Origin of the sequence: Moraxella tarda (assembly GCF_035181405.1) — a bacterium.
Taxonomy (GTDB): Bacteria; Pseudomonadota; Gammaproteobacteria; order Pseudomonadales; family Moraxellaceae; genus Moraxella.
Genome location: NZ_JAYGGV010000002.1, coordinates 164,151 through 188,502 on the forward strand (window position 1 = coordinate 164,151; position 24,352 = coordinate 188,502).

Annotated in this window: 23 protein-coding genes and 1 pseudogene; 17 read left to right on the forward strand and 7 right to left on the reverse strand. The window is 40.5% G+C overall.

Annotation, left to right across the window (positions count from 1 at the left end; all coding sequences use genetic code 11):
- Positions 1-26: 26 nt before the first annotated feature.
- Positions 27-764 (reverse strand): lipoyl(octanoyl) transferase LipB, encoded by a 738-nt coding sequence (gene lipB, locus U9670_RS03290; RefSeq protein ID WP_323841372.1) that lies wholly within the window; start codon positions 762-764, stop codon positions 27-29.
- Between the two features lie 271 nt (positions 765-1,035).
- Between lipB and pncB the strand changes: the two genes are divergently transcribed.
- Entirely contained in the window at positions 1,036-2,247 is a 1,212-nt protein-coding gene (pncB, locus tag U9670_RS03295; RefSeq protein ID WP_323841373.1) for a nicotinate phosphoribosyltransferase, read from the forward strand.
- Positions 2,248-2,356: 109 nt separating this feature from the next.
- On the opposite strand, the gene xseB is transcribed toward pncB, so the two are convergent.
- Both xseB and U9670_RS03305 read right to left on the reverse strand, forming a co-directional pair.
- On the reverse strand, positions 2,357-2,563 hold the full coding sequence (gene xseB, locus U9670_RS03300; protein WP_323841374.1) for an exodeoxyribonuclease VII small subunit: 207 nt from the start codon (positions 2,561-2,563) through the stop codon (positions 2,357-2,359).
- Positions 2,564-2,739: 176 nt separating this feature from the next.
- Positions 2,740-4,191: an NAD-dependent succinate-semialdehyde dehydrogenase gene (locus U9670_RS03305; protein WP_323841375.1), complete on the reverse strand. Its 1,452-nt coding sequence runs from the start codon at positions 4,189-4,191 to the stop codon at positions 2,740-2,742.
- A 446-nt stretch (positions 4,192-4,637) separates the two neighbouring features.
- Here U9670_RS03305 and U9670_RS03310 point away from each other — a divergent pair.
- The 14 genes and pseudogenes from U9670_RS03310 to U9670_RS03375 all read left to right on the forward strand — a co-directional run.
- Positions 4,638-5,276, forward strand: a pseudogene (locus U9670_RS03310) (SLC13 family permease); the annotation flags it as partial.
- 14 nt (positions 5,277-5,290) lie between these two features.
- Positions 5,291-5,569, forward strand: a complete 279-nt coding sequence (locus U9670_RS03315) for a hypothetical protein (protein WP_323841376.1) — start codon at positions 5,291-5,293, stop codon at positions 5,567-5,569.
- A 199-nt stretch (positions 5,570-5,768) separates the two neighbouring features.
- Positions 5,769-6,494: a UMP kinase gene (pyrH, locus tag U9670_RS03320; protein ID WP_323841377.1), complete on the forward strand. Its 726-nt coding sequence runs from the start codon at positions 5,769-5,771 to the stop codon at positions 6,492-6,494.
- Between the two features lie 92 nt (positions 6,495-6,586).
- Entirely contained in the window at positions 6,587-7,141 is a 555-nt protein-coding gene (gene frr, locus U9670_RS03325) for a ribosome recycling factor (RefSeq protein ID WP_323841378.1), read from the forward strand.
- Between the two features lie 126 nt (positions 7,142-7,267).
- The gene (uppS, locus tag U9670_RS03330; RefSeq protein ID WP_323841379.1) at positions 7,268-8,050 is read left to right on the forward strand and encodes a polyprenyl diphosphate synthase; all 783 of its coding nucleotides are present in this window, start codon (positions 7,268-7,270) and stop codon (positions 8,048-8,050) included.
- The gene (locus tag U9670_RS03335; protein ID WP_323841380.1) at positions 8,035-8,889 is read left to right on the forward strand and encodes a phosphatidate cytidylyltransferase; all 855 of its coding nucleotides are present in this window, start codon (positions 8,035-8,037) and stop codon (positions 8,887-8,889) included. Before uppS ends, U9670_RS03335 begins: the two co-directional genes overlap by 16 nt.
- A gap of 28 nt (positions 8,890-8,917) precedes the next feature.
- On the forward strand, positions 8,918-10,198 hold the full coding sequence (dxr, locus tag U9670_RS03340) for a 1-deoxy-D-xylulose-5-phosphate reductoisomerase (protein ID WP_323841592.1): 1,281 nt from the start codon (positions 8,918-8,920) through the stop codon (positions 10,196-10,198).
- Entirely contained in the window at positions 10,195-11,559 is a 1,365-nt protein-coding gene (gene rseP / locus U9670_RS03345) for an RIP metalloprotease RseP (RefSeq protein ID WP_323841381.1), read from the forward strand. Before dxr ends, rseP begins: the two co-directional genes overlap by 4 nt.
- Positions 11,560-11,772: 213 nt before the next feature.
- Positions 11,773-14,193, forward strand: coding sequence for an outer membrane protein assembly factor BamA (bamA, locus tag U9670_RS03350; RefSeq protein ID WP_323841382.1), 2,421 nt, complete (start codon positions 11,773-11,775; stop codon positions 14,191-14,193).
- On the forward strand, positions 14,193-15,209 hold the full coding sequence (lpxD, locus tag U9670_RS03355) for a UDP-3-O-(3-hydroxymyristoyl)glucosamine N-acyltransferase (protein WP_323841383.1): 1,017 nt from the start codon (positions 14,193-14,195) through the stop codon (positions 15,207-15,209). The genes bamA and lpxD overlap by 1 nt, the downstream gene beginning before the upstream one ends.
- A 41-nt stretch (positions 15,210-15,250) precedes the next feature.
- A complete protein-coding gene (gene fabZ / locus U9670_RS03360; protein WP_323841384.1) occupies positions 15,251-15,775 on the forward strand; it encodes a 3-hydroxyacyl-ACP dehydratase FabZ in 525 nt (174 codons plus the stop codon).
- Between the two features lie 92 nt (positions 15,776-15,867).
- Entirely contained in the window at positions 15,868-16,641 is a 774-nt protein-coding gene (gene lpxA / locus U9670_RS03365) for an acyl-ACP--UDP-N-acetylglucosamine O-acyltransferase (RefSeq protein WP_323841385.1), read from the forward strand.
- Positions 16,642-16,857: 216 nt separating this feature from the next.
- Entirely contained in the window at positions 16,858-18,366 is a 1,509-nt protein-coding gene (locus U9670_RS03370; protein WP_323841386.1) for a sodium-dependent transporter, read from the forward strand.
- Positions 18,359-18,484, forward strand: coding sequence for a methionine/alanine import family NSS transporter small subunit (locus U9670_RS03375; protein ID WP_323841387.1), 126 nt, complete (start codon positions 18,359-18,361; stop codon positions 18,482-18,484). Before U9670_RS03370 ends, U9670_RS03375 begins: the two co-directional genes overlap by 8 nt.
- Before the next feature lie 70 nt (positions 18,485-18,554).
- Here the strand turns inward: U9670_RS03375 and lon are convergent, their stop codons facing one another.
- On the reverse strand, positions 18,555-20,978 hold the full coding sequence (lon, locus tag U9670_RS03380) for an endopeptidase La (protein ID WP_323841388.1): 2,424 nt from the start codon (positions 20,976-20,978) through the stop codon (positions 18,555-18,557).
- 70 nt (positions 20,979-21,048) lie between these two features.
- Between lon and U9670_RS03385 the strand changes: the two genes are divergently transcribed.
- Positions 21,049-21,207 (forward strand): hypothetical protein, encoded by a 159-nt coding sequence (locus U9670_RS03385; RefSeq protein WP_323841389.1) that lies wholly within the window; start codon positions 21,049-21,051, stop codon positions 21,205-21,207.
- 102 nt (positions 21,208-21,309) lie between these two features.
- Positions 21,310-22,632 carry a Na+/H+ antiporter family protein gene (locus U9670_RS03390; protein WP_323841390.1) on the forward strand — a complete coding sequence of 441 codons (1,323 nt, stop codon included), beginning with the start codon at positions 21,310-21,312 and terminating at the stop codon, positions 22,630-22,632.
- 266 nt (positions 22,633-22,898) lie between these two features.
- Here the strand turns inward: U9670_RS03390 and U9670_RS03395 are convergent, their stop codons facing one another.
- Genes U9670_RS03395 through U9670_RS03405 form a run of 3 tightly spaced genes read right to left on the reverse strand, consistent with a single transcriptional unit; the run spans position 22,899 to position 24,240 of the window.
- A complete protein-coding gene (locus U9670_RS03395; RefSeq protein WP_323841391.1) occupies positions 22,899-23,147 on the reverse strand; it encodes a helix-turn-helix domain-containing protein in 249 nt (82 codons plus the stop codon).
- Positions 23,148-23,177: 30 nt separating this feature from the next.
- Positions 23,178-23,327: a hypothetical protein gene (locus tag U9670_RS03400; protein WP_323841392.1), complete on the reverse strand. Its 150-nt coding sequence runs from the start codon at positions 23,325-23,327 to the stop codon at positions 23,178-23,180.
- Between the two features lie 43 nt (positions 23,328-23,370).
- On the reverse strand, positions 23,371-24,240 hold the full coding sequence (locus U9670_RS03405; protein ID WP_323841393.1) for a LysR family transcriptional regulator: 870 nt from the start codon (positions 24,238-24,240) through the stop codon (positions 23,371-23,373).
- Positions 24,241-24,352: the final 112 nt, after the last annotated feature.

A 24,352-nucleotide genomic window follows, 5' to 3' on the forward strand; every position in this document is an offset into this window, starting at 1 on the left:
ATTTAAAAAACCGCACCATTGTAATATTAAATCTTGCGAAGTGCAATCGTTCCTTGAAGCCTGCTGTAAATATTTTGAACAAATTTTTGAATGAATGCGTGCGTATCGTCAGCGGTAAATTTGCCAAAACTGGATAATTTCACCATATTCATACCAGCATAGCCACAAGGATTGATGGCGTTAAAGGCGGTTAAATCATTGGTTAAATTTATCGCAACACCATGATAGCTATGTCCTTGCTTGATTTTAAAGCCCAAAGATGCAATTTTGCCAAGCATATCGCCTGCGTGATTATAGACATATACTCCAGGGGCATCTCGACGAGCTTTGGCAGTCAAGTTGCTTGGCAGATATTCATGTACAACATCTTCAATCGCTTGCTCGGCATGACTGACCAAATCTCTTACACCTATGCCAAGCTGGTGCAAATCCCATAACCAATAAACCACAAGCTGTCCTTTGCCATGCCAAGTAACCTGACCGCCTCGGTCGGTCTTGATGATGGGCGTGTCTGTTTTATGTAAGATATGCTCTTCTTTACCTGCTTGGCCGAGTGTATAGACATCTTGATGTTCTACAATCCACAGCTCATTGGGTGTGAGCTTGCCATTTTTTTTGTCATCAATGCGTGCTAAAACTTGCGATAGCATTGCGTCATGTGTGGTGTTATACTCAGCATCATTGCAAATAAAAATACGCAAATCGTTCCATTGCTCTTGGATATCTAGTGTGGACAAATTTAAGGAAGTGATGGGTGTTGTCATGATGATGAACTGCTGTAACAAGAGTAATAAAGAAATGCTTTATTGTACCCTTAAATTGAGAATTTTTTAAGTTGTTTGTTGGGATTTTGTTAAATTGCCAGCAAATTGCCATACGGTTTTTAGAATTTTAGGCAATTTTTTAAGAAAAGTTTTTATAGCTTTCAGCATTTGAGTGGCATTATTTTGTAACATTTTTCCAAAGACGATGCAAAAATTGTTATTTTTCGGTATGATAGAGCAACCTTATTGTGATAATTTGGACAAAAAAGTCATGCAAACCACGCCCATTATTACTTCATTGCTTGATAATGATTTGTATAAGTTTACCATGCTTCAAGCGATGCTGCACCAATTTCCGCAGACGCATGGCGTGTACCGATTTCGCTGTCGCAACAATGAAGAGACGGCCTACCCTCTTGCTTGGATTAAGGACGATTTAGAAACACAACTGGATTATTTGTGTGAGCTTCAATTTTCTCAAGATGAGCTCAGCTATCTGCGTGGATTGAGATTTATTAAATCTGATTTTGTTGATTATTTAGAATTATTCAAGCTAAAACGCCGTTTTATTAAAGTATCGGTTGATGGTGATGATCACCTAAATATTGATATTGAAGGCCCAATGATTCAGGCAATGTTTTTTGAGATTTTTGTTTTAAGTATCATCAATGAGCTTTACTATGTGCGTTTGCACAATGATGATGTTTTGCAAGAGGGTCAAAGGCGTCTTTGTGAAAAAGTGCAAACACTCCAGCACTACGAAATGCTTCAACGCTCAGATTTGACAAACCCACCCTTTGCGGTGGCGGATTTTGGTACGCGTCGCCGTTATTCTAAAGACTGGCATTATCATGTGGTGCGTATATTAACCAAAGCTTCGCCTGAAATTTTTCGTGGCACAAGCAATGTGTATTTGGCCAAAGAGTTGGGCATTACACCGATTGGCACGATGGCACATGAATTCATGCAGGCTTTTCAGGCATTGGATGTACGACTAAGAGACAGTCAAAAGGCAGCTCTTGAAAGCTGGGTGCGTGAATATCGTGGTGATTTGGGTATTGCCTTGACTGATGTTGTGGGTATGGACGCTTTTTTAAAAGACTTTGATTTATATTTTGCCAAACTTTTTGATGGTTTGCGTCATGATTCTGGAGATCCGTACGAGTGGGGGGATAAAGCGGTTGCTCATTATGAAATGCTAAAAATTGACCCTAAAACCAAGAGTTTGACTTTTAGTGATGGCTTGACGCTAAAAAAGGCTTGGAGCTTACATCAATATTTTAAAGAACGCATCAAGACAGGCTTTGGCATTGGTACAAATTTAACCAATGATATGGGGTTGACGCAGTTAAATATTGTCTTAAAATTGGTGCAATGCAATGGTCAACCAGTCGCTAAGTTATCTGACAGTCCAGGCAAAACGATGATTGATGATGATACTTATTTGGCATATCTAAGACAAGTATTTGATATCAAGGATTGATGCTAAAAACCTAAGAATTGTTGTATTTCAATAAAAGGCGTATCTTAAATGCGTCTTTAATCATTACAATCACCAATCATCATTGCTTTGATGGGTTTTGAGAATTGGTTCATTCATCAAGCTTGTCATCAAAGGCTTGTGCCAATGCTTTTTCTACTGCCAAAATCCGTTCTTGGCAGACCTTATAAGCGGTAATAGATTCTTCAATGGTCTTCACCAAATTATCAATGTCCAGCTCTTCTGTCTGTTCTAGATTTTCACTATTGGTTTTTAATATGTGATAAGCGTCTTTGAATGTGGTTGGTTTTTTTGCCATTGTATTCTCTTACTTTTTTTTGTAATCATCAATAAAAATTTAGAATGCTATTGTAATCGATCATGAGCATTTTGTTAAGAGGGGTGATGAAATGGGTTGATAAACGCACATTAAGCTAATAAGCTCAGATGTGCATTTTGTTGATGAAGGCGGTGCTTATTTTTACTATTTACTCATCATCTACCAATATCCAAGCACCAATATTTGGTTACGATGTACTCGTCTATGCCGTATTTTGACCCTTCACGCCCAAAACCAGAATCTTTTATGCCACCAAATGGAGCAACTTCTGTAGAAAGCATGCCTGTATTTTGGGCGACCATGCCGTATTCAAGCTGTTCGGTAACTCGCCATGCACGCGCGTGGTTTTGAGTGTAAAAGTATGCCGCCAGACCGTAGGGTGTGTTATTTGCTTGTCTGATGACATCGTCTTCGTCATCAAAAGGGTAAATGGCTGAAATGGGTGCAAAAATTTCTTCGTGGGCGATGCGCATATCATTTGTAATGTCTGTAACAACGGTTGGCAAAAAGCAAGAATTGTATTTGGCATGGCGTGCACCACCTGTAATGAGTGTAGCACCTTTATCCAGTGCATCTTGCAATAATTCTTGGGTTTTTTTGATTGCAGCATCGTTGATAAGACAGCTGATGTCTGGGTCATCAAGCCCATTACCTACCGTAAGATTATTGACTTTGGCTGTGAATTTATTCAAAAATTCATCAAAGATATTGCGTTGTACATAAATTCGGTTTGCACAGACACAAGTTTGCCCTGCGTTGCGATATTTTGATGACAACGCACCATCAATGGCTTTATCAAGGTTGGCATCATCAAAAATGATGAACGGTGCATTTCCGCCCAGTTCAAGCGATAATTTTTTCAAGGTGCTGGCAGATTGCTCCATCAGTAGCTTACCAACCCGAGTTGAGCCTGTGAAAGAAAGTTTTTTGATGCGTTTGTCGGTTGTCAATACACCGCCTACAATCTGCGACTCTCCTGTAACAATTTGTAGTACACCTTTGGGAATGCCTGCCTGCTTGGCCAGTTCACCTAGGGCAAGTGCAGAAAAAGGTGTCTGACTGTCTGGGCGTACGAGCATGGTACAGCCTGCTGCCAGTGCTGGTGCAGCTTTGCGTGTCAGCATTGCGGCTGGAAAATTCCACGGTGTGATGGACGCACATACACCAATCGGCTGTTTTAGGACGATGTGGCGTAGGTTGTTGGCTTTGGCAAAAATAGTGTCGCCATAAATGCGTTTGCCTTCTTCGGCAAACCAGCGTATGAAGCTATTGGCGTAGGTGATTTCGCTTTTTGATTCTTTTAATGGTTTGCCTTGTTCGGTAGTCATGATGATGGCCAAATCATCAATATGTTCATCAATCAAATTTGCCCATTTGTGTAAAATTTCACCACGCTCATGTGCTGTTTTGCTCGCCCAGATTTTTTGGGCATCTTGGGCAAATCCGACTGCATCTTTGATTTCATCAGCAGATAGATTGGCAATCACGCCAATTTTTTTGCCATCAAACGGATTGAATACATCTATTGTTTCACCAGAGTTGGCACATTGCCATTCATTATTGATGAAAGCGGCTTGACGAAATAAAACGGAATTTTTTAGTTTCATGTTCCTTCCTAAATTTACTTTTTAAAGTTGTGATTTAATCTTGATTTAATCTGTGGAAGTGGCTTACTTATTGACTTATTTTTACTACTTATTTACTTCTACTGATGAATGATTAAAATGATTAAGGTGATATGGCAAGGCATCATAAGAATGATAAAACAAAAACAATGAAAAAAGCCATTGTTAATTAATTAAGTAATTAAGTATAAACCAAATGCATGATAAAGGTAGGTGTAAAAAGTAAATATTGACCGCAAATTGTAACAGCAGTGCTTAATTATTTTACGATGTGTAACTTTTGTGTTATTATGGTGTTAAGTTGTGTCTATTGGGTACAAAAAGTGGCATGACTTAATAAAAAATTTGAGATTGGCTTAGACTTGTAAAGTCATGGAAGATGCTCTATCTGAGTTTATTTCATGGCTATTTTTTAAAAGGAACTTCATATGGTTCAATCAACTCAAAACAACGAGACAGATTTTGCTCTTAGGACTGATTATCAAAATAATGACGACCAAGTACCACCTTCAGGAAAAGTGCGTTCTGATGTGGTCAGAGGCTTGGTCATCACGGTGATTTCTGCGATCATCTCTTATTTCTTGGCGACAAGCATTTTACCATTTGGTGCTTTGGCAAATAAAGGTCTGGCACTGGCGACTTTTATCGGTATTTTATGGTTAACAGAGGCCATTCATATCACAGCAACGGCCATTCTTGTGCCAGTATTGGCGATTTTTATCGGCATTCCAGAATTTGACACCAAAAAAGCCCTCGTATCATTTGCTGACCCTATTATTTTTGTGTTTTTTGGTGGGTTTGCATTGGCAGCAGCTTTGCATGTGCAAAAACTTGACCGCAAGATTGCGTTTGGTATTGTCAGTCTTGCTGGTGGGCATTTGGGTTGGGCGATTACGCTGATTTTTGTGGCAACTGGCTTTTTGTCCATGTGGATTAGTAATACCGCCACTGCGGCGATGATGTTGCCTTTGGCGGTAGGTTTATTGAGTCATGTTGATGGCAAAAAAGACCGCAATACTTTCATCTTCGTTTTACTTGGTAAAGATTGGTCATATTGTCTTTTTGGTCCATGATGTTGGCGATGATGCCTATCTTCGCGTATTCTGAGAGTCTATATTCAAATCATATTCACGAGGGGTATGATGAAATGGCATTTGCCGAAACTCGCACCAAGGCATTGCGTATGCTTCAAGAGCATGGCTATCAAGTGCGTAATATTGAGTTGCAACCTCGCATGAATGCTTTTATTTTAAATATCTATGCCTTAAAAAATGGCGTACACTATGTGCTGATACTGAGCTATCCTGAGCTTAGGATCATTCAAGAAGCTCGCATACAAGAAGCTCGTATAGATGCTTGATTGATTTTGTTGATGATTAAGATGGTTGCAGATTGTCAAGTTTACAATGAGTTTAAGGTTTTAAAACAAGTGCAAATTAAAAAATCAAATTAAGTCATGACTGGAAATAAAATTATCAAAAGTAGTCAAAATGTGATAGAATTATAAAAATATCTATGAACTTTTCAAGTTGGATTGATTCATCAAATTTGAGGTTGTTATGTCTGATAAAAATCCAAAATTTTCTCGCATTTTATTAAAATTATCTGGTGAAGCCCTAGCGGGTGGTCGTGACATGGGCATTGATGCATCTATTTTAGACCAAATGAGCCTCTCTATTGCACATTTACGAGGTTTGGGCGTGCAGGTGGGCATTGTTGTTGGTGGTGGCAACTTGTATCGTGGCTCAACCCTGCAAAAAGAGGGTCTGGTTGGCCGTGTTACTGGTGATCAAATGGGTATGCTTGCTACGGTTATGAATGGTCTTGCCATGCGTGATGCTCTTGTACGCCGTAATATTACAACGCGTCTGATGTCGGCTGTTGCCATTTCAACCATTGGTGAACCATATTCTAGTCGTGATGCCATTCGCCATTTAAGTAATGGAGAAGTGTGTATCTTTGTTGCTGGTACAGGCAATCCTTTTTTCACTACCGATACCGCCGCTTGTTTGCGTGGCATTGAGATTGAAGCTGGGCTGATCTTAAAAGCCACCAAGGTTGATGGTGTGTATGATAAAGACCCAAGCATTCATGATGATGCGGTCAAATACGAAAGCCTAACTTTTGATGAAGTGTTAGAAAAAAAACTTGGTGTGATGGACTTGACTGCCATCGCCTTGTGTCGTGAGCACAATGTTCCGTTGCAAGTATTTGACATGAATAAGCCTAATGCGTTGTTAAATGTTGTGATGGGTGAAAAAGAAGGCACGAGAGTTTTTCATTGATTTATATCAACATATTTGTGTTTTTAGCAATTTTATTTAATATTTTTTTAACTTTTTCAACTAAAACCATTTGAATTATTTAAGGAATGACAATGATTGATGATATTAAAAAAGACGGTGAGAGTCGTATGCAAAAAGCACTAGAAGCCTTGGAAGGTGCTTTTGCTAAGTTGCGTACGGGGCGAGCTCACCCTGGCATTTTGTCTGGGGTGATGGTCAGTTGCTATGGCTCTGAGATGCCACTAAATCAAGTGGCGAGCGTCAATGTTGAAGATTCTCGTACGCTATTGGTTCAACCCTTTGACCGTTCGATGGTGCAGGCTGTGGATAAGGCAATTCGTGAGGCAGATTTGGGGCTAAATCCCATGACTGCAGATGTGATTCGTGTACCAATGCCAGCTTTGACTGAAGAGACTCGCCGTGATATGCAAAAATTGGCACGCTCTGATGCAGAATCTGCGCGTGTATCTGTGCGTAACATTCGTCGTGATATGTTGGGCGACATTAAAAAATTGGTCAAGGATAAAGAAGTGAGTGAAGATGATGAGCGTCGTGCCGAAACTCATATCCAAAAACTGACCGATGATTTCATCAAAACCATAGATACACGACTTGCCAAAAAAGAAAGCGAGCTTATGGAAGTTTAATATTGTCTTTGACCAAAAGATAATAATCAAGCTAAACAAGACTTATGCAAGTTGTCAAAATTGACTTTGGTTTTGAGATAATTTTGTATAAGTCTTTTGTTTTTATTGTTTTAATTGACTAAATTTATGCCAAATACTGCCAGCCCAATACCGCCTGTTGCTATGCCCAAACACATTGCCATCATCATGGACGGTAATAATCGTTATGGCAAATCTCAAAACCTTGCCGCAGGTCAAGGTCATATCAAAGGTAAAGATGCTCTTGATCCGATTGTGGAGCATTGTTTGGCTTGCAAGGTGGAAGTCTTGACGGTCTTTGCTTTTTCTTCGGAGAATTGGGAAAGGCCTAGGGCGGAGGTAGATTTACTCATGGATTTGCTTGCTCAGACCATTTATGAGCAGATACCCAGAATGCATAAATACCGCATTCGCTTAAAATTCATCGGTGATCGTGCCTGTTTGTCAGATAAATTGGTTCAGCTGATGACCGATGCTGAAACCAAGACGGCAGCATTTGATGCGATGACTTTAGTGATAGCCATCAGTTATGGTGGCAAGTGGGATATTGTCAATGCTACCAAGGCCATTGCCCAAGATGTGCAAGTAGGGAATATTTGTGCTGATGATGTTGATGAAAGCGTGCTTGATAAATACATTCAATTATCGGAGTATCCGCCTGTAGATATGTTGATTCGTACAGGTGGTGATTATCGCATTTCCAACTTTTTACTTTGGCAAGCAGCCTATGCAGAGTTATTTTTTACGACGACTTTGTGGCCTGAGTTTGGCGTTGATGAACTTGATGCAATGATACAAAATTTTGTCAATCGTGAACGCCGTTTTGGTAAGACAAGCCAGCAAATTGCCAGTCAGCAACCAACGGAGAGTGTATCATGTGGCAACGAATAAAAACTGCCATCGTTTTGGTGTTGGTTGTTGGCTTTGCGTTATTTGCCAGTTCAGCACCAATTTTTATCATTCCGCTATTATTAGTGGGCGTGTTGATGGCTTCTTATGAATGGACAAAATTTTTGCCTAAGCAGGGCAATCCGTTAATATTTGTTGCTGCTACTTGTGCATTGACGGCGGTGTCGATATTTTTGCCACAAACTTGGGTGTTTTGGTGGGCGATGTCGCTTCTTATTTGGGTAATGGCGATGATATGGGTTAAGCAATATCCCAGTAAAGAAAAATGGTATGGCCATCGTCTGATATACATGGGCTGTGTGATTTTGACCGCTGCCATCACGGCGATGTACGGACTTTGGCAAATGTCGCCTTGGTGGCTCATGTATGTGTTTTTGCTTGTGTGGTGTGCTGACAGTGGTGCGTATTTTGTTGGTCGCCAAGTTGGTAAAACCAAACTTGCACCAAATGTTTCGCCCAATAAATCGGTAGAAGGGCTGTGTGGTGGTCTTGTAACAGCAGGCGTGGTTGCTGGTATTGTGGGTTATTATTTACAATTATCAGGTGCAGCCTTATTTTGGTTTTTGGCATTATCCGCTCTGACGGTGGGTGCAAGCGTTCTTGGTGATTTGTTTGAGTCCATGCTAAAACGCCGTGCAGGAATGAAAGATTCTGGCAATGTTCTGCCAGGGCATGGTGGTGTGCTTGATCGTATTGATTCATTATTATCAGCAACGCCTGTATTTGCTTTGGGTTTTTGGGCATTGATGGAAATGGGTGTATTTACTAAGTCGTGGACAAAAGGGCATACAGCCAGCTTGGCTTGGATTTTGTGGTCGTAATTTTTTGATGATGAATATGAATGACGGTATGAATGCTTTGTCGCAGTCTGATTTGAAGACCAATTCACCAGATAAATTGCAAAATCTTTCTGTGCTTGGAGCGACAGGATCAATTGGTGATAGCACACTTGAACTGGTGCGTCTGCATCGTGATAGATACCGTATTGTTGCATTATCTGGCTTTTCTCGCATTGACAAGTTATTGATGCTGTGCCAAGAATTTCAGCCTAGTTTTGTGTGTGTTGCAGAACACAATGCAACACAGTTTTGCCAAAAATTAACCGAACTGGGCCTAAAAACGACTGTGTTGTCAGGCGATGATGGCTTGAAGAAAATTGCCACCTTGCCTGAAGTTGATGTCGTTATAGCGGCAATTGTTGGGGCGGCTGGATTATCATCAACCTTAGCGGCAGCACAAGCAGGCAAGCGTATTTTGCTGGCCAATAAAGAATCTTTGGTCATGGCAGGGCATTTGGTCATGGCGGCAGCTCGTCAATATGGTGCAGTGATTTTGCCGATAGACAGTGAGCATAATGCCATTTTTCAATGCTTGCCAAAGTCGGTGCAAATGGATAATTGTAGCATTCATGATACTGAGCATGGCATTAGGCATTTATGGTTAACAGCCTCTGGTGGTGGATTTTTGCACAAAACTTTTGATGAGATGACCAATGCCAGTGTGTCGGACGCAATTAAGCACCCAAATTGGTCAATGGGGCAAAAGATATCAATTGATAGTGCTACAATGATGAATAAAGGACTTGAACTTATTGAGGCGTGCCATTTATTCAATCTGCCAGAAAATCGTATCAAGATTGTCATACATCCTAATAGCGTGGTGCATTCTTTGGTTGAATATGTGGACGGTTCATTTTTGGCACAACTTGGTAGCCCTGATATGAAAATACCAATTGCACACGCACTTGCCTATCCTGAGCGTATTAACACAAATGCCAAGCCGCTTGATTTGTATGAGCTATCCAACCTTCATTTCATCAGGCCAGATTTGGATAAATTTGAACCGCTAGAACTGGCACGATTTGCCGCTAAGCGTGGCGTAGGTGCTTGCATTACACTCAATGCAGCTAATGAAGTGGCGGTTGCAGCTTTTTTAAATGAGCAAATTTGCTTGACAGATATTGCAAAAGTTGTCAAATTTTGTCTTAATGATGATGAATTGAGCGTATATTTTGATGATGAATTTGCGACTTTGGTAGAGATTTTAGCGATGGATAAAAAGGTGCGAACCTTGGCCATCAAGATGGTCAATGAAATGGCTAATGGCATGAAAATGAGCGTGAGTAAATGACAGCAATATGGATGTTTTTGGCAGCGGTGTGTGTGCTTGGACCACTGATTGCCTTGCATGAATGGGGGCACTATATTGTTGCACGCTTGTGTGGCGTTAAGGTTTTGACCTATTCAATTGGCTTTGGGCCTAAGCTGTTTGGTTGGATCAGCAAAAAATCAGGCATTGAATATCGTATTTCTGCCATTCCTTTGGGCGGTTATGTCAAGATGCTTGATGAAACAGAAGGTGCGGTAGCTGATGCTGAGCGTCAGTTGGCATTTAACAATCAGCACCCATTAAAGAAAATTGCCATTGTCGCAGCAGGACCTTTAATGAATTTCATCATCGCCATTGTTTTGTTTTTTGTGCTATTCATGCAGCCATCTGAGCGATTAAATACACGAATTGGCCAAATTGTTGATGGCACACCAGCGGCACAATCTTTGGTGATTGGTGAAAAAATCACTGCCATTGATGACAAAACTGTCGATACTTGGGAGGATATTAATTATGCACTTGCAGGTCGTATGGGCGAAACAGCCGACCTTAGCATCACGACCGAGCAAGGCGGTAAAATTTTCCAAAAAACCGTATCCATCACGACATTCATGCAAGGCGAGCAAAAAAGCCAAGATGCGATTTTAAGTTTTGGGGCTTTGCCATATCAGCCCATGATTGAACCTGTGCTGGTAGAAATTGTGCCAGATGGTGCGGCGGCCTTGATGGGATTGCAGGTCGGAGATAAGGTGGTTGCTATTGATGGCAAAAAAATTGATAGCTGGACAACTGCCATACCCATCATTCGTGGCAGTCCTGAGAAAATGCTGTCTTTTGACATTATCCGAGATGGCAAGCCGATGAAGATTGGACTGATGCCAAAAGGCGTAAAGCTGCATGGAGAAACGATAGGGCAAATTGGCGTCAAGGTTGATTATGATGGATATGATACTATGCCTAGTGACTATCGTATGGTGATTGAGCACACACCAGCCCAAGCATTGGAAAAATCTTTTATTAAGACTTGCGACTTTACCAAAATGACGATTGATGGCATCGGCAAGATGGTAACAGGATTGATTGGTATTGAAAATATTTCAGGTCCGATTACGATTGCTGAGGTATCTAAGGCGAGTTTTGAGATTGGTTGGCAACAGGTACTATCAACCGCAGCGATCATCAGCTTGTCATTGGCGGCCATGAACCTTTTACCGATTCCTGTGCTTGATGGCGGTCATTTGGTGTTTTATACTTATGAATTGATTCGTGGCAAGCCTATGAGCCAAAAAGTGCAAGTGGTTGGATTTCATTTGGGATTTATCTTGCTTTTATGTTTCATGGTGCTTGCTATCAGTAATGATATCATACGCTTGTTTGGTTGAAGGTGCCTAGCGGTATGTATTTGATAAAAATGCTAAAAAAGTGTGAATAAATCTCTTTTAGGGCTTGCCAAAATGACATTTTTGGCTTAATTTAGCACCATTATCCTAACATTGATTTGGACTTTTGTTATTTTAAATGATTTGAACGCATTTAAAAATGTAAAATCTGAGTATCAATGTTGTATTTTATTTTTTTAATCGTGGAATGATTTTATGCGTATGCCTAAACTTTCAGGTTTTGTAACCACTTCAATGACGACAGCAATCATCATGGCGATGACAGTGCCTGCGTATGCCAAAACCTTTATTGCCAATGACATTATTTTTGATGGCATTGAGCGTGTAACCATAGACAGTTTACAACAAAGCATACCAATCCGTGTCGGTCAAACGGTAACTGATGAGACACTTGCTGACAGCATTCGTGCTTTGTATGCAACAGAGCACTTTGCTGATGTACAGGCTGATGTCAATGGTGACCGTGTGGTATTTCATGTAACCGAACGCCCAGTAATTGCTGAACTTAATTTTGTGGGCAATAAACTCATTCCAAAAGCAGGACTTGAAGAGGGTCTAAAAAATACAGGCCTTTCGGTGGGTAATGTTTTAAAACAATCAACCGTTACCATCATTGAGAATGAGCTTAAAAACCAATACATCTTGCAAGGTTATTATAATATTGACATTCAAGTTAAGCAGACCAAACTTGATGGCAACCGTGTTAAATTAGACATTGAGTTTATTGAAGGTAAAGCGGCTCGTGTTGTTGATATCAATATTATTGGTAATCAATATTTTAGTGATGATGACATTAAAGATAAGCTGGCGATTAAAGACAGAGTGCTTAATCCGCTATCTAAAGCCAATCGTTATAGCCAAGAAAAATTAAATGCAAGTTTAGAATCTTTGCGTGCTTTGTATCTCAATGAGGGCTTTGTACGCTTTGCGGTGGATAGTTCAAACCTGTCTATTGATGAAGAAAAAAATAAAGTCTTTGTGGAAATTGCTCTGACTGAAGGTCAAAGATACAGTTTTGGCAAAATTCAATTCATGGGTGATATCACTTATGGGATTGATGAATTAAATGAGTTGGTTACCTTTAAAGAGGGCGATGGCTATTCACAAAGCAAACTAGAAGCTGTTACTGCCAGCATCAGCGAAAAATTTGGCGATGATGGCTATTATTATGCACAAATTCGCCCAGTAACACGCATTGATGATGAAACACGCAAGGTGAATATTGATTATTATATTGACCCTGTGCGTCCTGTGTATGTGCGTCGTATTAATTTTGGCGGTAATGTTAAAACCAAAGATGAGGTGCTACGCCGTGAGATGCGTCAGCTAGAAGGAGCATTGGCGTCTAATAAGAAAATTTACCTGTCTCGTATTCGCTTGATGCGTACAGGATTCTTTAAAGATGTCCGAGTGCAAGTCGTTCCTGTGCCAAACTCACCAGACCAAGTTGATGTGAACTATACTGTTGAAGAACAGCCATCAGGCTCATCAACCATTGCTGCAGGTTACAGCAGATCAGGTGGCTTGACCTTTCAGTTCGAGTTGTCTCAGTCAAACTTTATGGGCACAGGCAACCGTGTGAATGCTTCGTTTTCTCGTTCAGAAACCCGAGATGTGTATAGTTTGGGCTTAGTTGATCCTTACTTTACTCAAAATGGCGTATCTCAAAGTTTAAATGCGTATTATCGTAAGACCAAATATGATGCCAAAAATATCAACGGTTACATACTAAATGCGTACGGAGCCGCTTTACGCTATGGTTATCCTATTGATGAAAATCAGCGATTAAGTGCTGGCATTAATGTGGATAACACAGAAGTGCAAGGAGGGGCGGGTATGGCAGTCAGCAATGTTAGGCAGTTGCTTAAAGATGGCGGCAAAGTGAATTTTTATAAAAATAATACGGTGTTTAGTCATAACTATGTCACTTATGGCGCGACACTTGGTTGGAGCTATTCTAGTATAGATAAGCCTGTGTTCCCAACCAAAGGCATGAGTCATGATGTGGACTTGACCTTGGGCTTTGGTAAGAGAGGCTACCAAAAGGCAGTTTATACGGGCAATATCTATGTGCCATTTTGGAAAAAGAGCATCATTCGTGGCTATACACGACTAGGCTATGGCAATAATCTACCATTTTATGAGAATTTCTACGCAGGTGGTTATGGTTCGGTGCGTGGTTATAATCCATCAACTCTGGGTCCTCGTTCACAAAGCTATGCATTGGCCAAAGATAATAAACGCTCTGGCCTTGGTGAGAATGTTGGCGGTAATGTACTGACCACTTTTGGGGCAGAGTTGATTTTACCAATGCCATTTAAAGGTGATTGGAGTGATCAGATTCGTCCTGTTGTTTTCTTTGAAGGTGGTCAGGTTTTCGACACCACTGGTGCTGATAAAGAATCGGTTGACCTAAACGCATTGACTGGTACTCAGGGTGCACCTACCAAATACCCATTATTAGAGCAAGATAAAGAGCTTCGTTATTCTATGGGTGTTGGTGCGACATGGTATACGCCAATCGGTCCGTTGTCTCTTAGCTATGCCAAGCCAATCAATAGCAAACCTACGGATCAAACCGAAAAATTCCAATTCCAAATTGGCAGTGTGTTTTGATGATAAAGATTGCTCATTTAATAGATGAGATTGAAAAGATACAGCCTGTACTAAACAAGGCGGTATTTGATAAGTCTGTTTTACACAAATCCGTCAATCATGTGGCGGATTTGTCAGATGCCAGTGGTGACGCTTTGGCATTTTTAGTATCGCCAAAATATGCCGATGACTTGACTAAGACATCGGCAAGTGTGGTGATTGTGAGCGAGCGATTTGCTGAGCGTGTCCCAATAGGTATGCTTGCCATCATTGTCAAAGATGCTTATTTGGCCTATGCGTCTGTCAGTGTGTTGTTTGCTCATTCATCAATAAAGCATGACATTCACCCATCTGCCATCATTCACCCATCTGCTACGATTGGTGCTGGCGTATCTGTCGGTGCATACACCAGCATTGGCAAAAATGCACACATTGGTTCAGGCTGTATCATTGGGCAAGGTGTTGTGATTGAAGATGGTGTGATGATTGGTGATGATTGTTATATAGACCATCATGTAACCATTGCTCATCATAGCAAACTTGGTGATAAAGTACGCATTCATGCTAATAGTACCATCGGTTCAGAGGGCTTTGGTTTTGCTCCCAACTCAACCAAAGATGGCTTAACATGGCAGCGTATTGCTCAGCTTGGGCGAGTTGTCATTGGTGATGATGTGCGAATTGGCAGCAATGTTTGTATTGACCGTGGAGCGGTAGGGGATACAATCGTTGGTAGTCATGTTATTATTGATAATTTGGTGCAGATTGCCCATAATGTTCATGTTGGTGCTGGCACAGCGATAGCGGCTAAGGTTGGTATTGCAGGGAGCACTCATATTGGAAAAAATTGTGTCATTGGTGGCATGGCGGGTATTGCAGGGCATCTTGTCATTGCCGATCATGTAACCATTACCGCCATGACAATGGTAACAAACCATATTAAAAAATCGGGTAGTTATTCATCAGGGACAACTGCCATGCCATCAGCAGACTGGCGAAGAGCAGCAGTAAAATTTCGCCAATCTGGTGAAAAATAAATAGTTTAAATGTATCAGACCATCATTTTTAAGGACAGTTCATGACCAATACCACCATTGATACCGAGCTACTTACCCAAGAGGATTTGGACATTTTGGCCAAGCGTGGCGTAAGATTGCCACTAAAATACGATCAAATTAAACATTATCTACCGCACCGCTACCCATTCATGCTGATTGACCGTGTGACTGCCTGTTCGCCAAATCAATGGATCACAGGCTATAAAAATATCACGATTAATGAAGAATTATTTAATGGGCATTTTCCTGATAATCCTGTCATGCCAGGTGTCTTGATGGTTGAAGCAATGGCACAATTGTCTGGCATTTTAGGGTTTATTAGTGCAGGTCAGACTTCTGAAAGTGGCTATTTATATCTGTTTGCTGGAGTGGATAAAGTACGCTTTAAAAAGCTGGTGAGTACAGGAGATACGCTTGTGATTCGCTCAAAGGCTACTCGCAGTGTGCGTGATATTTATAAATTTGAGTGTACAGCCCATGTTGATGGTGAGCTGGCTTGTAGTGCCGAGATTATGATTGCTCGTCAAAAAATGACGGACTTATGAGTTAATTGAGATTGCAATAAGCATTTAAACAGTAGAATTTTGTTTTTAGTAGTTGTTTGAGGCGGCGAAGGCTGCCTAAGTCTGGGATAAATATGAAGATTCACCCAACCGCCATCATTGATGAATCCGCCATCATTGATGAATCCGCGATTATCGGCCCCTATTGCATTATTGGTAAAAATAGCAAAATCGGTGCGTATACTGTACTAAAAAGCCATGTGATTGTTGGCGAAAATACCACAATTGGCCAGTATAATGAGATTTATCAATTTGCCAGTGTTGGTGAAAATCCACAGGACTTAAAATATGCAAATGAACCCACTTATTTGCAAATTGGTGATCATAACCGCATTCGTGAATCGTGTACAATTCATCGTGGTACAGTACAAGATAATGGTTTGACAAAGATTGGTAATCACAACCTATTGATGGTCAATACGCACATTGCACATGATTGTGTGTTGGGTGATTATAATGTTCTTGCAAATAATGTTGGTGTGGCAGGGCATGGCCATATTGGCAATCATGTCATCATTGGCGGTCAGTCAGGCATTCATCAGTTTTGTCGCATTGATGATTACAGCATGATTGGTGGGGCAAGTCTGATTGTTAAAGATGTGGCAGCTTTTACGATGGTTTCGGGCAATCCTGCCAAAACGCATGGTGTCAATAAGGAAGGAATGCGTCGCAAAGGCTGGTCGCCACAGACCATTAAAATGCTTGATGAAGCTTATCGTGTGATATTTCGCTTGGGGCTACTTCGTAATGAAGCATTGATAGAGCTTGAAAAATTACTACCTAACGAACCAAAAATTCAACTATTGATTGATTCTGTAAAAAACAGCCAGCGTGGCTTGGTTCGTTAATTAACTACTTATATACCTTATCAAACAAACCCATAACTCCGTGTTATGTGTTTGTTTATTTTTATTTTCTTGACATTCTTTGTGTAATAAATCAAACTATGCTAGTAACATTATTGCAAGGTTTTAACCGTGTGCAATTTTGTTTTTTCATAAAAGTGGTATCGTTTGGCATCAATGGTTGTCAATGATGAATAATAAAACAGTTGAGGAGAGTTTATGTCTGCACAACGAGAAAGTTGGTCAGCACGCTCTGGCTTTATTTTGGCCGCAATTGGTTCGGCAGTCGGTTTGGGGAATATCTGGCGTTTCCCTTATGTATCCTATGAAAATGGCGGAGGGGCTTTTTTCATTCCGTATTTAATCGCTTTGATAACAGCAGGTTTTCCGCTGTTGTTTTTGGATTATGCTGTAGGTCAAAAATACCGTGGTGCACCACCAACGGCCTATCGTCGTATGATTAAATCAGCCGAGGGCGTGGGCTGGTGGCAAGTACTTGTTTGTACGGTGATTGGTGTCTACTACGCCTCAGTGCTTAGCTGGTCGGGGCAGTACACGCTGTACGCATTCAGTCAGGCATGGGGTGAGGATACAGAAGCCTTCTTCTTTAACCATTATCTACAAAATGGCACAGGATTAGATTTTACTTTTGTACCAAGCTTATTTTGGGGCATTATTTTGGTTTGGGCGATTGTGCTGTTCATCATGTATGGCGGCATTCGCAAAGGTATTGAGCTTGCCAACAGGATATTCATTCCACTACTTGTGGTAATGTTTGTTGTGATGGTTATCCAAGCGGTACGCCTACCTGGAGCGGCAGAAGGCTTAGACACCTTTTTTACGCCAAATTGGGAAGCAATGCTTAATCCAAAAGTATGGCTGGCTGCTTATGGTCATGTCTTCTTCTCAATGTCAATCGGCTTTGGCATCATGGTAACTTACTCTTCATACTTAAAGAAAAATGCCAATTTGACAGGTTCAGGCTTGGTGGTGGGCTTTGCTAATTCATCATTTGAGATTTTAGCGGGCATTGGTATTTTTTCGGTATTAGGCTTTATGGCGGTCGCCTCTGGTAAGCCAGTGTCAGAAGTAGTCTCTGGCGGTATCGGCCTTGCATTTGTGGCATTTCCTAAAATTATATCAAGTATGGGTGATGCTGGCACGATTATTGGGGTATTATTTTTTGCATCATTGTTTATAGCAGGATTGACCTCAATGGCAAGTATTATTCAAGTGCCAATATCTGCCTTTGAAGATAAATTTGGTTGGTCGCATAAAAAAGCAGTTTCTATCATTGGCGGTTTCTCGGCATTGATTTCTGTTGCTTTATTTTCAACCAAAACTGCAATTACTTTTGTGGATATCATTGACCACTTTGCCAATAATATTGGTGTTGTGTTTGGTGCAATTTTATCAATTATTTGGGTAACTTGGCTACATCGTGGTTTGCTTGACAAACTGATTGCTCATATTAATGGCATTTCGAGTTTTAAAGTTGGTGCAGGTTGGTCATTTGTTTTGACAGTAGTTACACCAATTTCGCTGATCGTAGCATTGGTACTTAGTCTAAAATCGCTACTGAGCGAGGGTTATGGTGGCTATGATTTCATCACACAATTGGTATTTGGCTGGGGTGTAGTGGCTGTATTTGCCATTGGAGCGATGATTTTAACCAAAGTTCAAGGTCATGTCCTGCATAATGAACAAAAGAGAGATTATCATGAATAGTACTGCATTGATTATTATGGTGGTGGCATTGATTGCCATTTGGGGTGGATTGATTTTATCTTCCATTCATTTGATTAAAAATCCTGACATTGATATAGATCAAGTGTCTAACGACTGATTAACAATACAAAAAAACAAGACCTAAGATTGGGTCTTGTTTTTTTGTTGGTTGGGTTTTGGTTTTGGTTTTAGTTTCTAAGTCCTTGTTCATCTGCTAATATTTTTGGTGCAGGCTGTAATGGCATCAGTGGTGCGGTTAAAGCGACCTGCAAGACTTCCTCAATGGTTTCAACAGACTGGATTTTTAGCCCTTCTTTAACATTATCAGGAATTTCGGTTAAGTCTCGTTCATTGGACTTTGGTATTAAGACATGCCGAATGCCTCCACGATGTGCAGCGAGTAGTTTTTCTTTTAGCCCACCAATGCGTAATACCTTACCACGCAAGGTTACCTCACCTGTCATAGCAATGTCAGAGCGAATGGCAATACCTGTGAATGCTGAGACCAAGGCGGTGGTTAAGGCAATACCAGCAGATGGGCCATCTTTTGGTGTTGCACCTTCTGGCATATGTACATGAATGTCTGTTTCTTTGATTTTATCGTAGGATATGCCAAAACGCTCACCACCAGCTCGCACCACACTCATTGCTGCACGAATAGATTCCTTCATGACATCACCAAGAGAGCCTGTAAAGATAAGCTCTCCTTTGCCAGACATGGTGGCGGTCTCGATGGTGAGTAGTTCGCCACCAACCGAAGTCCATGCCAAACCTGTGATACGACCAATTTCTGGTTCTTTTTCAGCAAGACCGTAGTCAAATGGCTTCACCCCCAAAAAGTCTGCAATATTTTTATCGGCTATATTAATGGGTTTAATGACCGTGCTTTTTTTAGGCTTGATGCCATAAGTTTCAACTTGTGAGCGTACTGCTTTACGGCTGATTTTATTAATCTCACGCTCTAAGTTACGCACACCTGCTTCACGCGTATAGTGTCGGATAATACTTGTGATTGCTTCATCGGTGATGTTTAGCTCATCTTTGTTTAAGCCATTTTGTTCAAGTGCTTTTGGCACAAGATAATTTTGAGCAATTGATAACTTTTCATCTTCGGTGTAGCCAGGTAATCTGATGACTTCCATACGATCTAAGAGTGCAGGCGGAATGTTCATGCTGTTTGCGGTACAGATAAACATGACTTCCGATAAATCTAAGTCTAGATCAAGATAATGGTCATTAAACCCATTGTTTTGTGATGGGTCAAGCACCTCAAGTAATGCACTGGCTGGATCACCACGAAAATCTTGTGCCATCTTATCAATTTCATCAAGCAAAAACAGCGGATTTTTTACTTCTACTTTGGCGAGGCTTTGTACAATTTTACCAGGCATGGCACCAATATAAGTGCGACGATGTCCACGAATCTCTGCTTCATCACGCACACCACCTAATGCCATACGCACAAACTTACGCCCTGTGGCTTTGGCAATTGATTCACCCAATGAAGTTTTGCCGACACCTGGGGGTCCTACCAAACAAAGAACGGGGCCACGCATTTTTTTAACTCGAGACTGTACCGCCAAGTATTCTAGGATACGGTCTTTAACATCATCTAAACCGTAATGGTCTTTGTCTAGTGTGCTTTTTGCCTTATTTAGATCAATTGATACTTTGCTTGCCTTATTCCAAGGTGTGTCCAAAATCCATTCAACATAGCCACGCACAACCGATGCTTCTGATGAATTTGATGGCATTTGTTTGAGTTTTTTAAACTCATTTTCAGCTTTTTTACGCACCTCTTTAGGTAGGTTTGCCTCTTTTAGGCGTTTTTCAAGTTCGCCATCTTCTTCGTCTGCACCGTCGTTCAAATCAGAAAGTTCTGATTTGATTGCTTTCATTTTTTCGTTTAAAAAGTATTCTCTTTGATTGCTCTCCATTTGTTTGCGTACAGCGTCTTGTAGTTCATTTTCAATACTGCGTTCTGCTTTATTGTGAGTAAAAAATTCTGTCAGGGCTGTATAATATGCCATGATGTCATCATTTTCTAGAATATTTTGTTTGTCTTCTAATTTTATTGATACTCGTGTTGCAATAAAATAAATCAGTTCAAGTAAATCGTCGATACGATTGGCAACACGAATGATTTCACGAGCATTTCTAAGAGAAGTTTCGGCATAATCAGCGAAGAATTCTAGCAGTACTGTCTGGTGAGCTTTGCTTTCATCGGCTGATAGAGGATTGGCGATTGGTGATTTTTGAGAAGTGGCAATCAGTGCATCATCAATTGTGTCAATTTTGGCACGATACAGACCTTCAATCAAAACTTTGAGGCAGTTATCATCGTTGTCATGTGGCATGGTGCTGATGATGCGACAAACCGTGCCATAATCGTACAGGTTGCTAATTTCAATATCTTCTGACAGTGAATCTTTTTGTGAGACAACTAAAATTTTTTCATTAAAATTATCTTGAGCATTTTTAATGGCGGCGATTGACTGCTCACGCCCCACAAATAGTGCAATTTGCATATGTGGATATACTACGACATCACGCACGGCAAGTAGTGGTAGGGTGGTAAAATTGTCAAAATCATCTAGGGCTTCAGTGGTCATGAAGTACTCCTTTTTAAGTTATTTTTTGTGTGAATGGTTTATGGTGGTACTTTAAAAAAATGCAAGTCTTATGGGTGATTTTTATGCAAAATCATTAGCAAATAAGAGTGATGCCAGATTGCCTGTCTTTACTCTTTTATTAAAAATAATTAAAAAATTTTTATTTCTTTTTTATTTGCTTGATGATATTTTGCTGCTATTGTTGATTTATGGCATTGGTTTAAATTGATTTATTTTACAGTTTATTGATTTTAAATGTTTTTTTAAGTTAAATTTTGATTAAAAAATCATTTATAATGACGCAAATTTTTTTATAACTTTTGAGAGATTTATGAATGCAGTATTAATTGCGGTTGTCATTATGGTTGGGCTATCGCTGGCCCGTGTTCATGTGGTGTTAAGCCTTATTATTGGTGCTGTTATCGGTGGTTTGATGGCAGGTCTGTCCATTGCTGATACACTGACGGCTTTTCATCATGGTCTGAGTAATGGAGCACAGATTGCTTTATCTTATGCGATTTTGGGTGCATTTGCGATGGCGATTGCTCATTCTGGTGTGCCTAAGCTACTGGTAGATGCAATGACGGCACGCCTAAACCAAGCACAAGCAAGCGGTGCGATAAAGTGGACACTGTTTGCTTTGATTTTGGTGATGGCAATGTTAAGCCAAAATTTGATCCCTATTCATATCGGATTTATTCCCCTGATTATCCCATCTTTATTGCTGTTATTTAATCGCTTGCAAGTTGATAGACGATTGGTGGCGTGTATCATCACTTTTGGCTTGGTCAATACTTATATGTTCATTCCTTATGGTTTTGGTGATATTTTTTTAAATCAAATTATTTTAAAAAATATCAATGATGCAGGTATGAATACATCGGGTGTATCCATCATGCAGGTTATGGCAATTCCTGCGGCAGGAATGTTGTTTGGGGTTTTGATGGCGGTTTTTGTCAGCTACCGTAAGCCTAGAGTATATCAAAATCTATCAATCCAAACCAATCATGCACAGGATAATCATACCGATAAATCACCTGCTTATCGTTTGGTTGTGGTTTTATCGGCAATTGTGGCGGCATTCATCGTGCATTTTTATACAGATTCTTTGCTGATGGGTTCAATGGTAGGGTTTTTGATATTTATTGTATCGGGTGTGGTCAGTTGGCATGAGGCAGATGGTGTGTTTAATGATGGCATTAAAATGATGGCCATGATTGGTTTTATCATGATCAGTGCTCAGGGTTTTGCTGAAGTGATGAAGGCGACAGGGCAAATTGATATGCTTGTCTCTATGACGATGGAAATATTTGGTGGAAGTAAAGGTGTGGCAGCATTTGTCATGCTCATGATTGGACTTATTGTAACACTTGGTATTGGTTCATCTTTTTCAACGGTACCAATTTTGGCAGCGATTTATGTGCCAATGTGTGTGGCACTTGATTTTAGCGTGCCTGCCACCATTGCACTTGTTGCCACCTCTGGCGTGTTGGGCGATGCTGGCTCACCTGCATCGGACTCAACTTTGGGTCCGACAATGGGTTTGGATATTGACGGTCAGCATGATCATATCAAAGACTCTGTCATTCCAACTTTTATTCATTATAATATTCCGTTGGTTATTTTTGGTTGGATTGCGGCGATGGTGCTGTAAGCTTGAATGCTTACATGGCAAAAAACTTGGATTGGTTGTATGATTTGGGTATGATAAGATGAGTTGAAAAACAAGATGCCCAACCTTATTATTACCAAAAATTATTACTAAAGCTACTGCCAGCCTTTAATTTAATCATGATTTGGTTGTAGCTGGTGGTGATAGCAATAGTGATGAGGGTCTTAATTGAAACCAAAAACAAGAAATCAAAAAAGTTAGCTTTAAATGGACATCTTGCAAAATTACCTAACCCACCAAAAACCAATTTAACCCCAAGAAGAAACCTTGTTAATAACTTTCAGTAGGTTAAATACTTTAAATTTGGCAAGGATGTGTTCTATTTTAATTTGTGTCTTAAATAGCAAGGTGTTATAATCTTTGGATTCTTGCACAAGTGAATGTTTGTTGGTGGCTTTGATGGGTATACTTATCAGTATGCCAAAATCAGTAGCAATTCGCTCATAAGTGCGATATTCCTTAAAATACTGCAAGGTTGCTATTAACAGATTGGGCATACCAATTTTATTTAAGTTTTCTACCATCTTTTAGTGTACAGTAGCTTGTGCCTGCTCTAAACAGGCAGGCATTTCATGAAAGACAGTCTGTTCAACATCAATCAAGCGTTTAAACCAAGCGTTAAACTTTTCATCAGATAAGTGTGTGGAGATCCGTAGTTCACTGGGGTATTTTAGCATAGATTTGGTTTCGCAAGAGGTCTATTGATGAATTGCATATTGACTATTTTTGATAAGGATTTTTCAATACAAATTCCACAAAGGCTTTGACAATGGCAGAGCGATAACGATGGGCGGCGTACAACATAAACACTTCAAAAGTAGGGGCATCAAATTGGGGTAAAATCTCCACCAAATGCTTTTTGGCTATCCATTCATCAGCGGTAACAGCAGACATTTGCCCGATGTATAGCCCCTGCACAATCATATATTCCACCGCATAGCTGTCATTGCTAGCAAATGCTATCGGCAAGGCAATTTTTGTTTTGTTCATTTGAATGACCATTTCGCTTTCGCCATTTTTTGCCCAACTGGCAATGGGATAATTTGCCAAATCGGATACGGTTTTTGGTGTGCCAAGCCGTGCCAATAAATCAGGACTTGCCACCCATTTGGTGCCAAGCGTCAATACTTTTTTGGCAATAAAATCATCGCCGTACAAGTCGCCAATGCGAAACGCCACATCAATACCGTCATTTACCAAGTCCAAATAGCGTTCGGTCAGCGTACAATGAATGTGAATGTGGGCAAATTGCTGTTGAAATTTGCCAATCCACCAAAGCACAGGCTCAAAAGCAGGCGGTGCTGAAATGCGTAACACGCCTTTTAAATTCTGCTCATTATCAAGAAGCACTTGTTTGGCATTTAACAAATTATCAATGGACAAATGCACTTCGTCATAGAGTTTTTGCCCTGCCATTGTGGGCTTAACGCCTGATTTTTGGCGGTCAAACAGTTGAATTTGCAAGGATTTTTCAAGCTCACTGATTTGACGGCTGATAGTGGCAATCGGTACGCCTGTGCGTTCGGACGCTTTGGAAAGCGAGCCTGTTTGGACAATGGCGACAAATAGACGCAGGGTGTTGAGATTCATTGGTTTGACTGTTTAAACATTTGGGTTATTTTAGCAGATTTTAATTTATCCTGAAAATAACACCAACCACCCCCATATTTGCATCACCAATCACTATTTAAAATGGCTCACT

What these genes read in the sequence shown, in the direction of transcription:
- dxr (WP_323841592.1), top strand. Translation starts at nt 8,918, where the DNA reads ATGAATGCTTTGTCGCAGTCTGATTTGAAGACCAATTCACCAGATAAA.
- lpxD (WP_323841383.1), top strand. Translation starts at nt 14,193, where the DNA reads ATGATAAAGATTGCTCATTTAATAGATGAGATTGAAAAGATACAGCCT.
- U9670_RS03370 (WP_323841386.1), top strand. Translation starts at nt 16,858, where the DNA reads ATGTCTGCACAACGAGAAAGTTGGTCAGCACGCTCTGGCTTTATTTTG.
- bamA (WP_323841382.1), top strand. Translation starts at nt 11,773, where the DNA reads ATGCGTATGCCTAAACTTTCAGGTTTTGTAACCACTTCAATGACGACA.
- U9670_RS03305 (WP_323841375.1), bottom strand. Translation starts at nt 4,191, where the DNA reads ATGAAACTAAAAAATTCCGTTTTATTTCGTCAAGCCGCTTTCATCAAT.
- U9670_RS03315 (WP_323841376.1), top strand. Translation starts at nt 5,291, where the DNA reads ATGATGCCTATCTTCGCGTATTCTGAGAGTCTATATTCAAATCATATT.
- fabZ (WP_323841384.1), top strand. Translation starts at nt 15,251, where the DNA reads ATGACCAATACCACCATTGATACCGAGCTACTTACCCAAGAGGATTTG.
- U9670_RS03400 (WP_323841392.1), bottom strand. Translation starts at nt 23,327, where the DNA reads ATGCTAAAATACCCCAGTGAACTACGGATCTCCACACACTTATCTGAT.
- U9670_RS03375 (WP_323841387.1), top strand. Translation starts at nt 18,359, where the DNA reads ATGAATAGTACTGCATTGATTATTATGGTGGTGGCATTGATTGCCATT.
- pyrH (WP_323841377.1), top strand. Translation starts at nt 5,769, where the DNA reads ATGTCTGATAAAAATCCAAAATTTTCTCGCATTTTATTAAAATTATCT.
- U9670_RS03385 (WP_323841389.1), top strand. Translation starts at nt 21,049, where the DNA reads ATGGGTGATTTTTATGCAAAATCATTAGCAAATAAGAGTGATGCCAGA.
- uppS (WP_323841379.1), top strand. Translation starts at nt 7,268, where the DNA reads ATGCCAAATACTGCCAGCCCAATACCGCCTGTTGCTATGCCCAAACAC.
- frr (WP_323841378.1), top strand. Translation starts at nt 6,587, where the DNA reads ATGATTGATGATATTAAAAAAGACGGTGAGAGTCGTATGCAAAAAGCA.
- U9670_RS03335 (WP_323841380.1), top strand. Translation starts at nt 8,035, where the DNA reads ATGTGGCAACGAATAAAAACTGCCATCGTTTTGGTGTTGGTTGTTGGC.
- xseB (WP_323841374.1), bottom strand. Translation starts at nt 2,563, where the DNA reads ATGGCAAAAAAACCAACCACATTCAAAGACGCTTATCACATATTAAAA.
- U9670_RS03390 (WP_323841390.1), top strand. Translation starts at nt 21,310, where the DNA reads ATGAATGCAGTATTAATTGCGGTTGTCATTATGGTTGGGCTATCGCTG.
- lpxA (WP_323841385.1), top strand. Translation starts at nt 15,868, where the DNA reads ATGAAGATTCACCCAACCGCCATCATTGATGAATCCGCCATCATTGAT.
- rseP (WP_323841381.1), top strand. Translation starts at nt 10,195, where the DNA reads ATGACAGCAATATGGATGTTTTTGGCAGCGGTGTGTGTGCTTGGACCA.
- U9670_RS03395 (WP_323841391.1), bottom strand. Translation starts at nt 23,147, where the DNA reads ATGCCCAATCTGTTAATAGCAACCTTGCAGTATTTTAAGGAATATCGC.
- U9670_RS03405 (WP_323841393.1), bottom strand. Translation starts at nt 24,240, where the DNA reads ATGAATCTCAACACCCTGCGTCTATTTGTCGCCATTGTCCAAACAGGC.
- pncB (WP_323841373.1), top strand. Translation starts at nt 1,036, where the DNA reads ATGCAAACCACGCCCATTATTACTTCATTGCTTGATAATGATTTGTAT.
- lipB (WP_323841372.1), bottom strand. Translation starts at nt 764, where the DNA reads ATGACAACACCCATCACTTCCTTAAATTTGTCCACACTAGATATCCAA.
- lon (WP_323841388.1), bottom strand. Translation starts at nt 20,978, where the DNA reads ATGACCACTGAAGCCCTAGATGATTTTGACAATTTTACCACCCTACCA.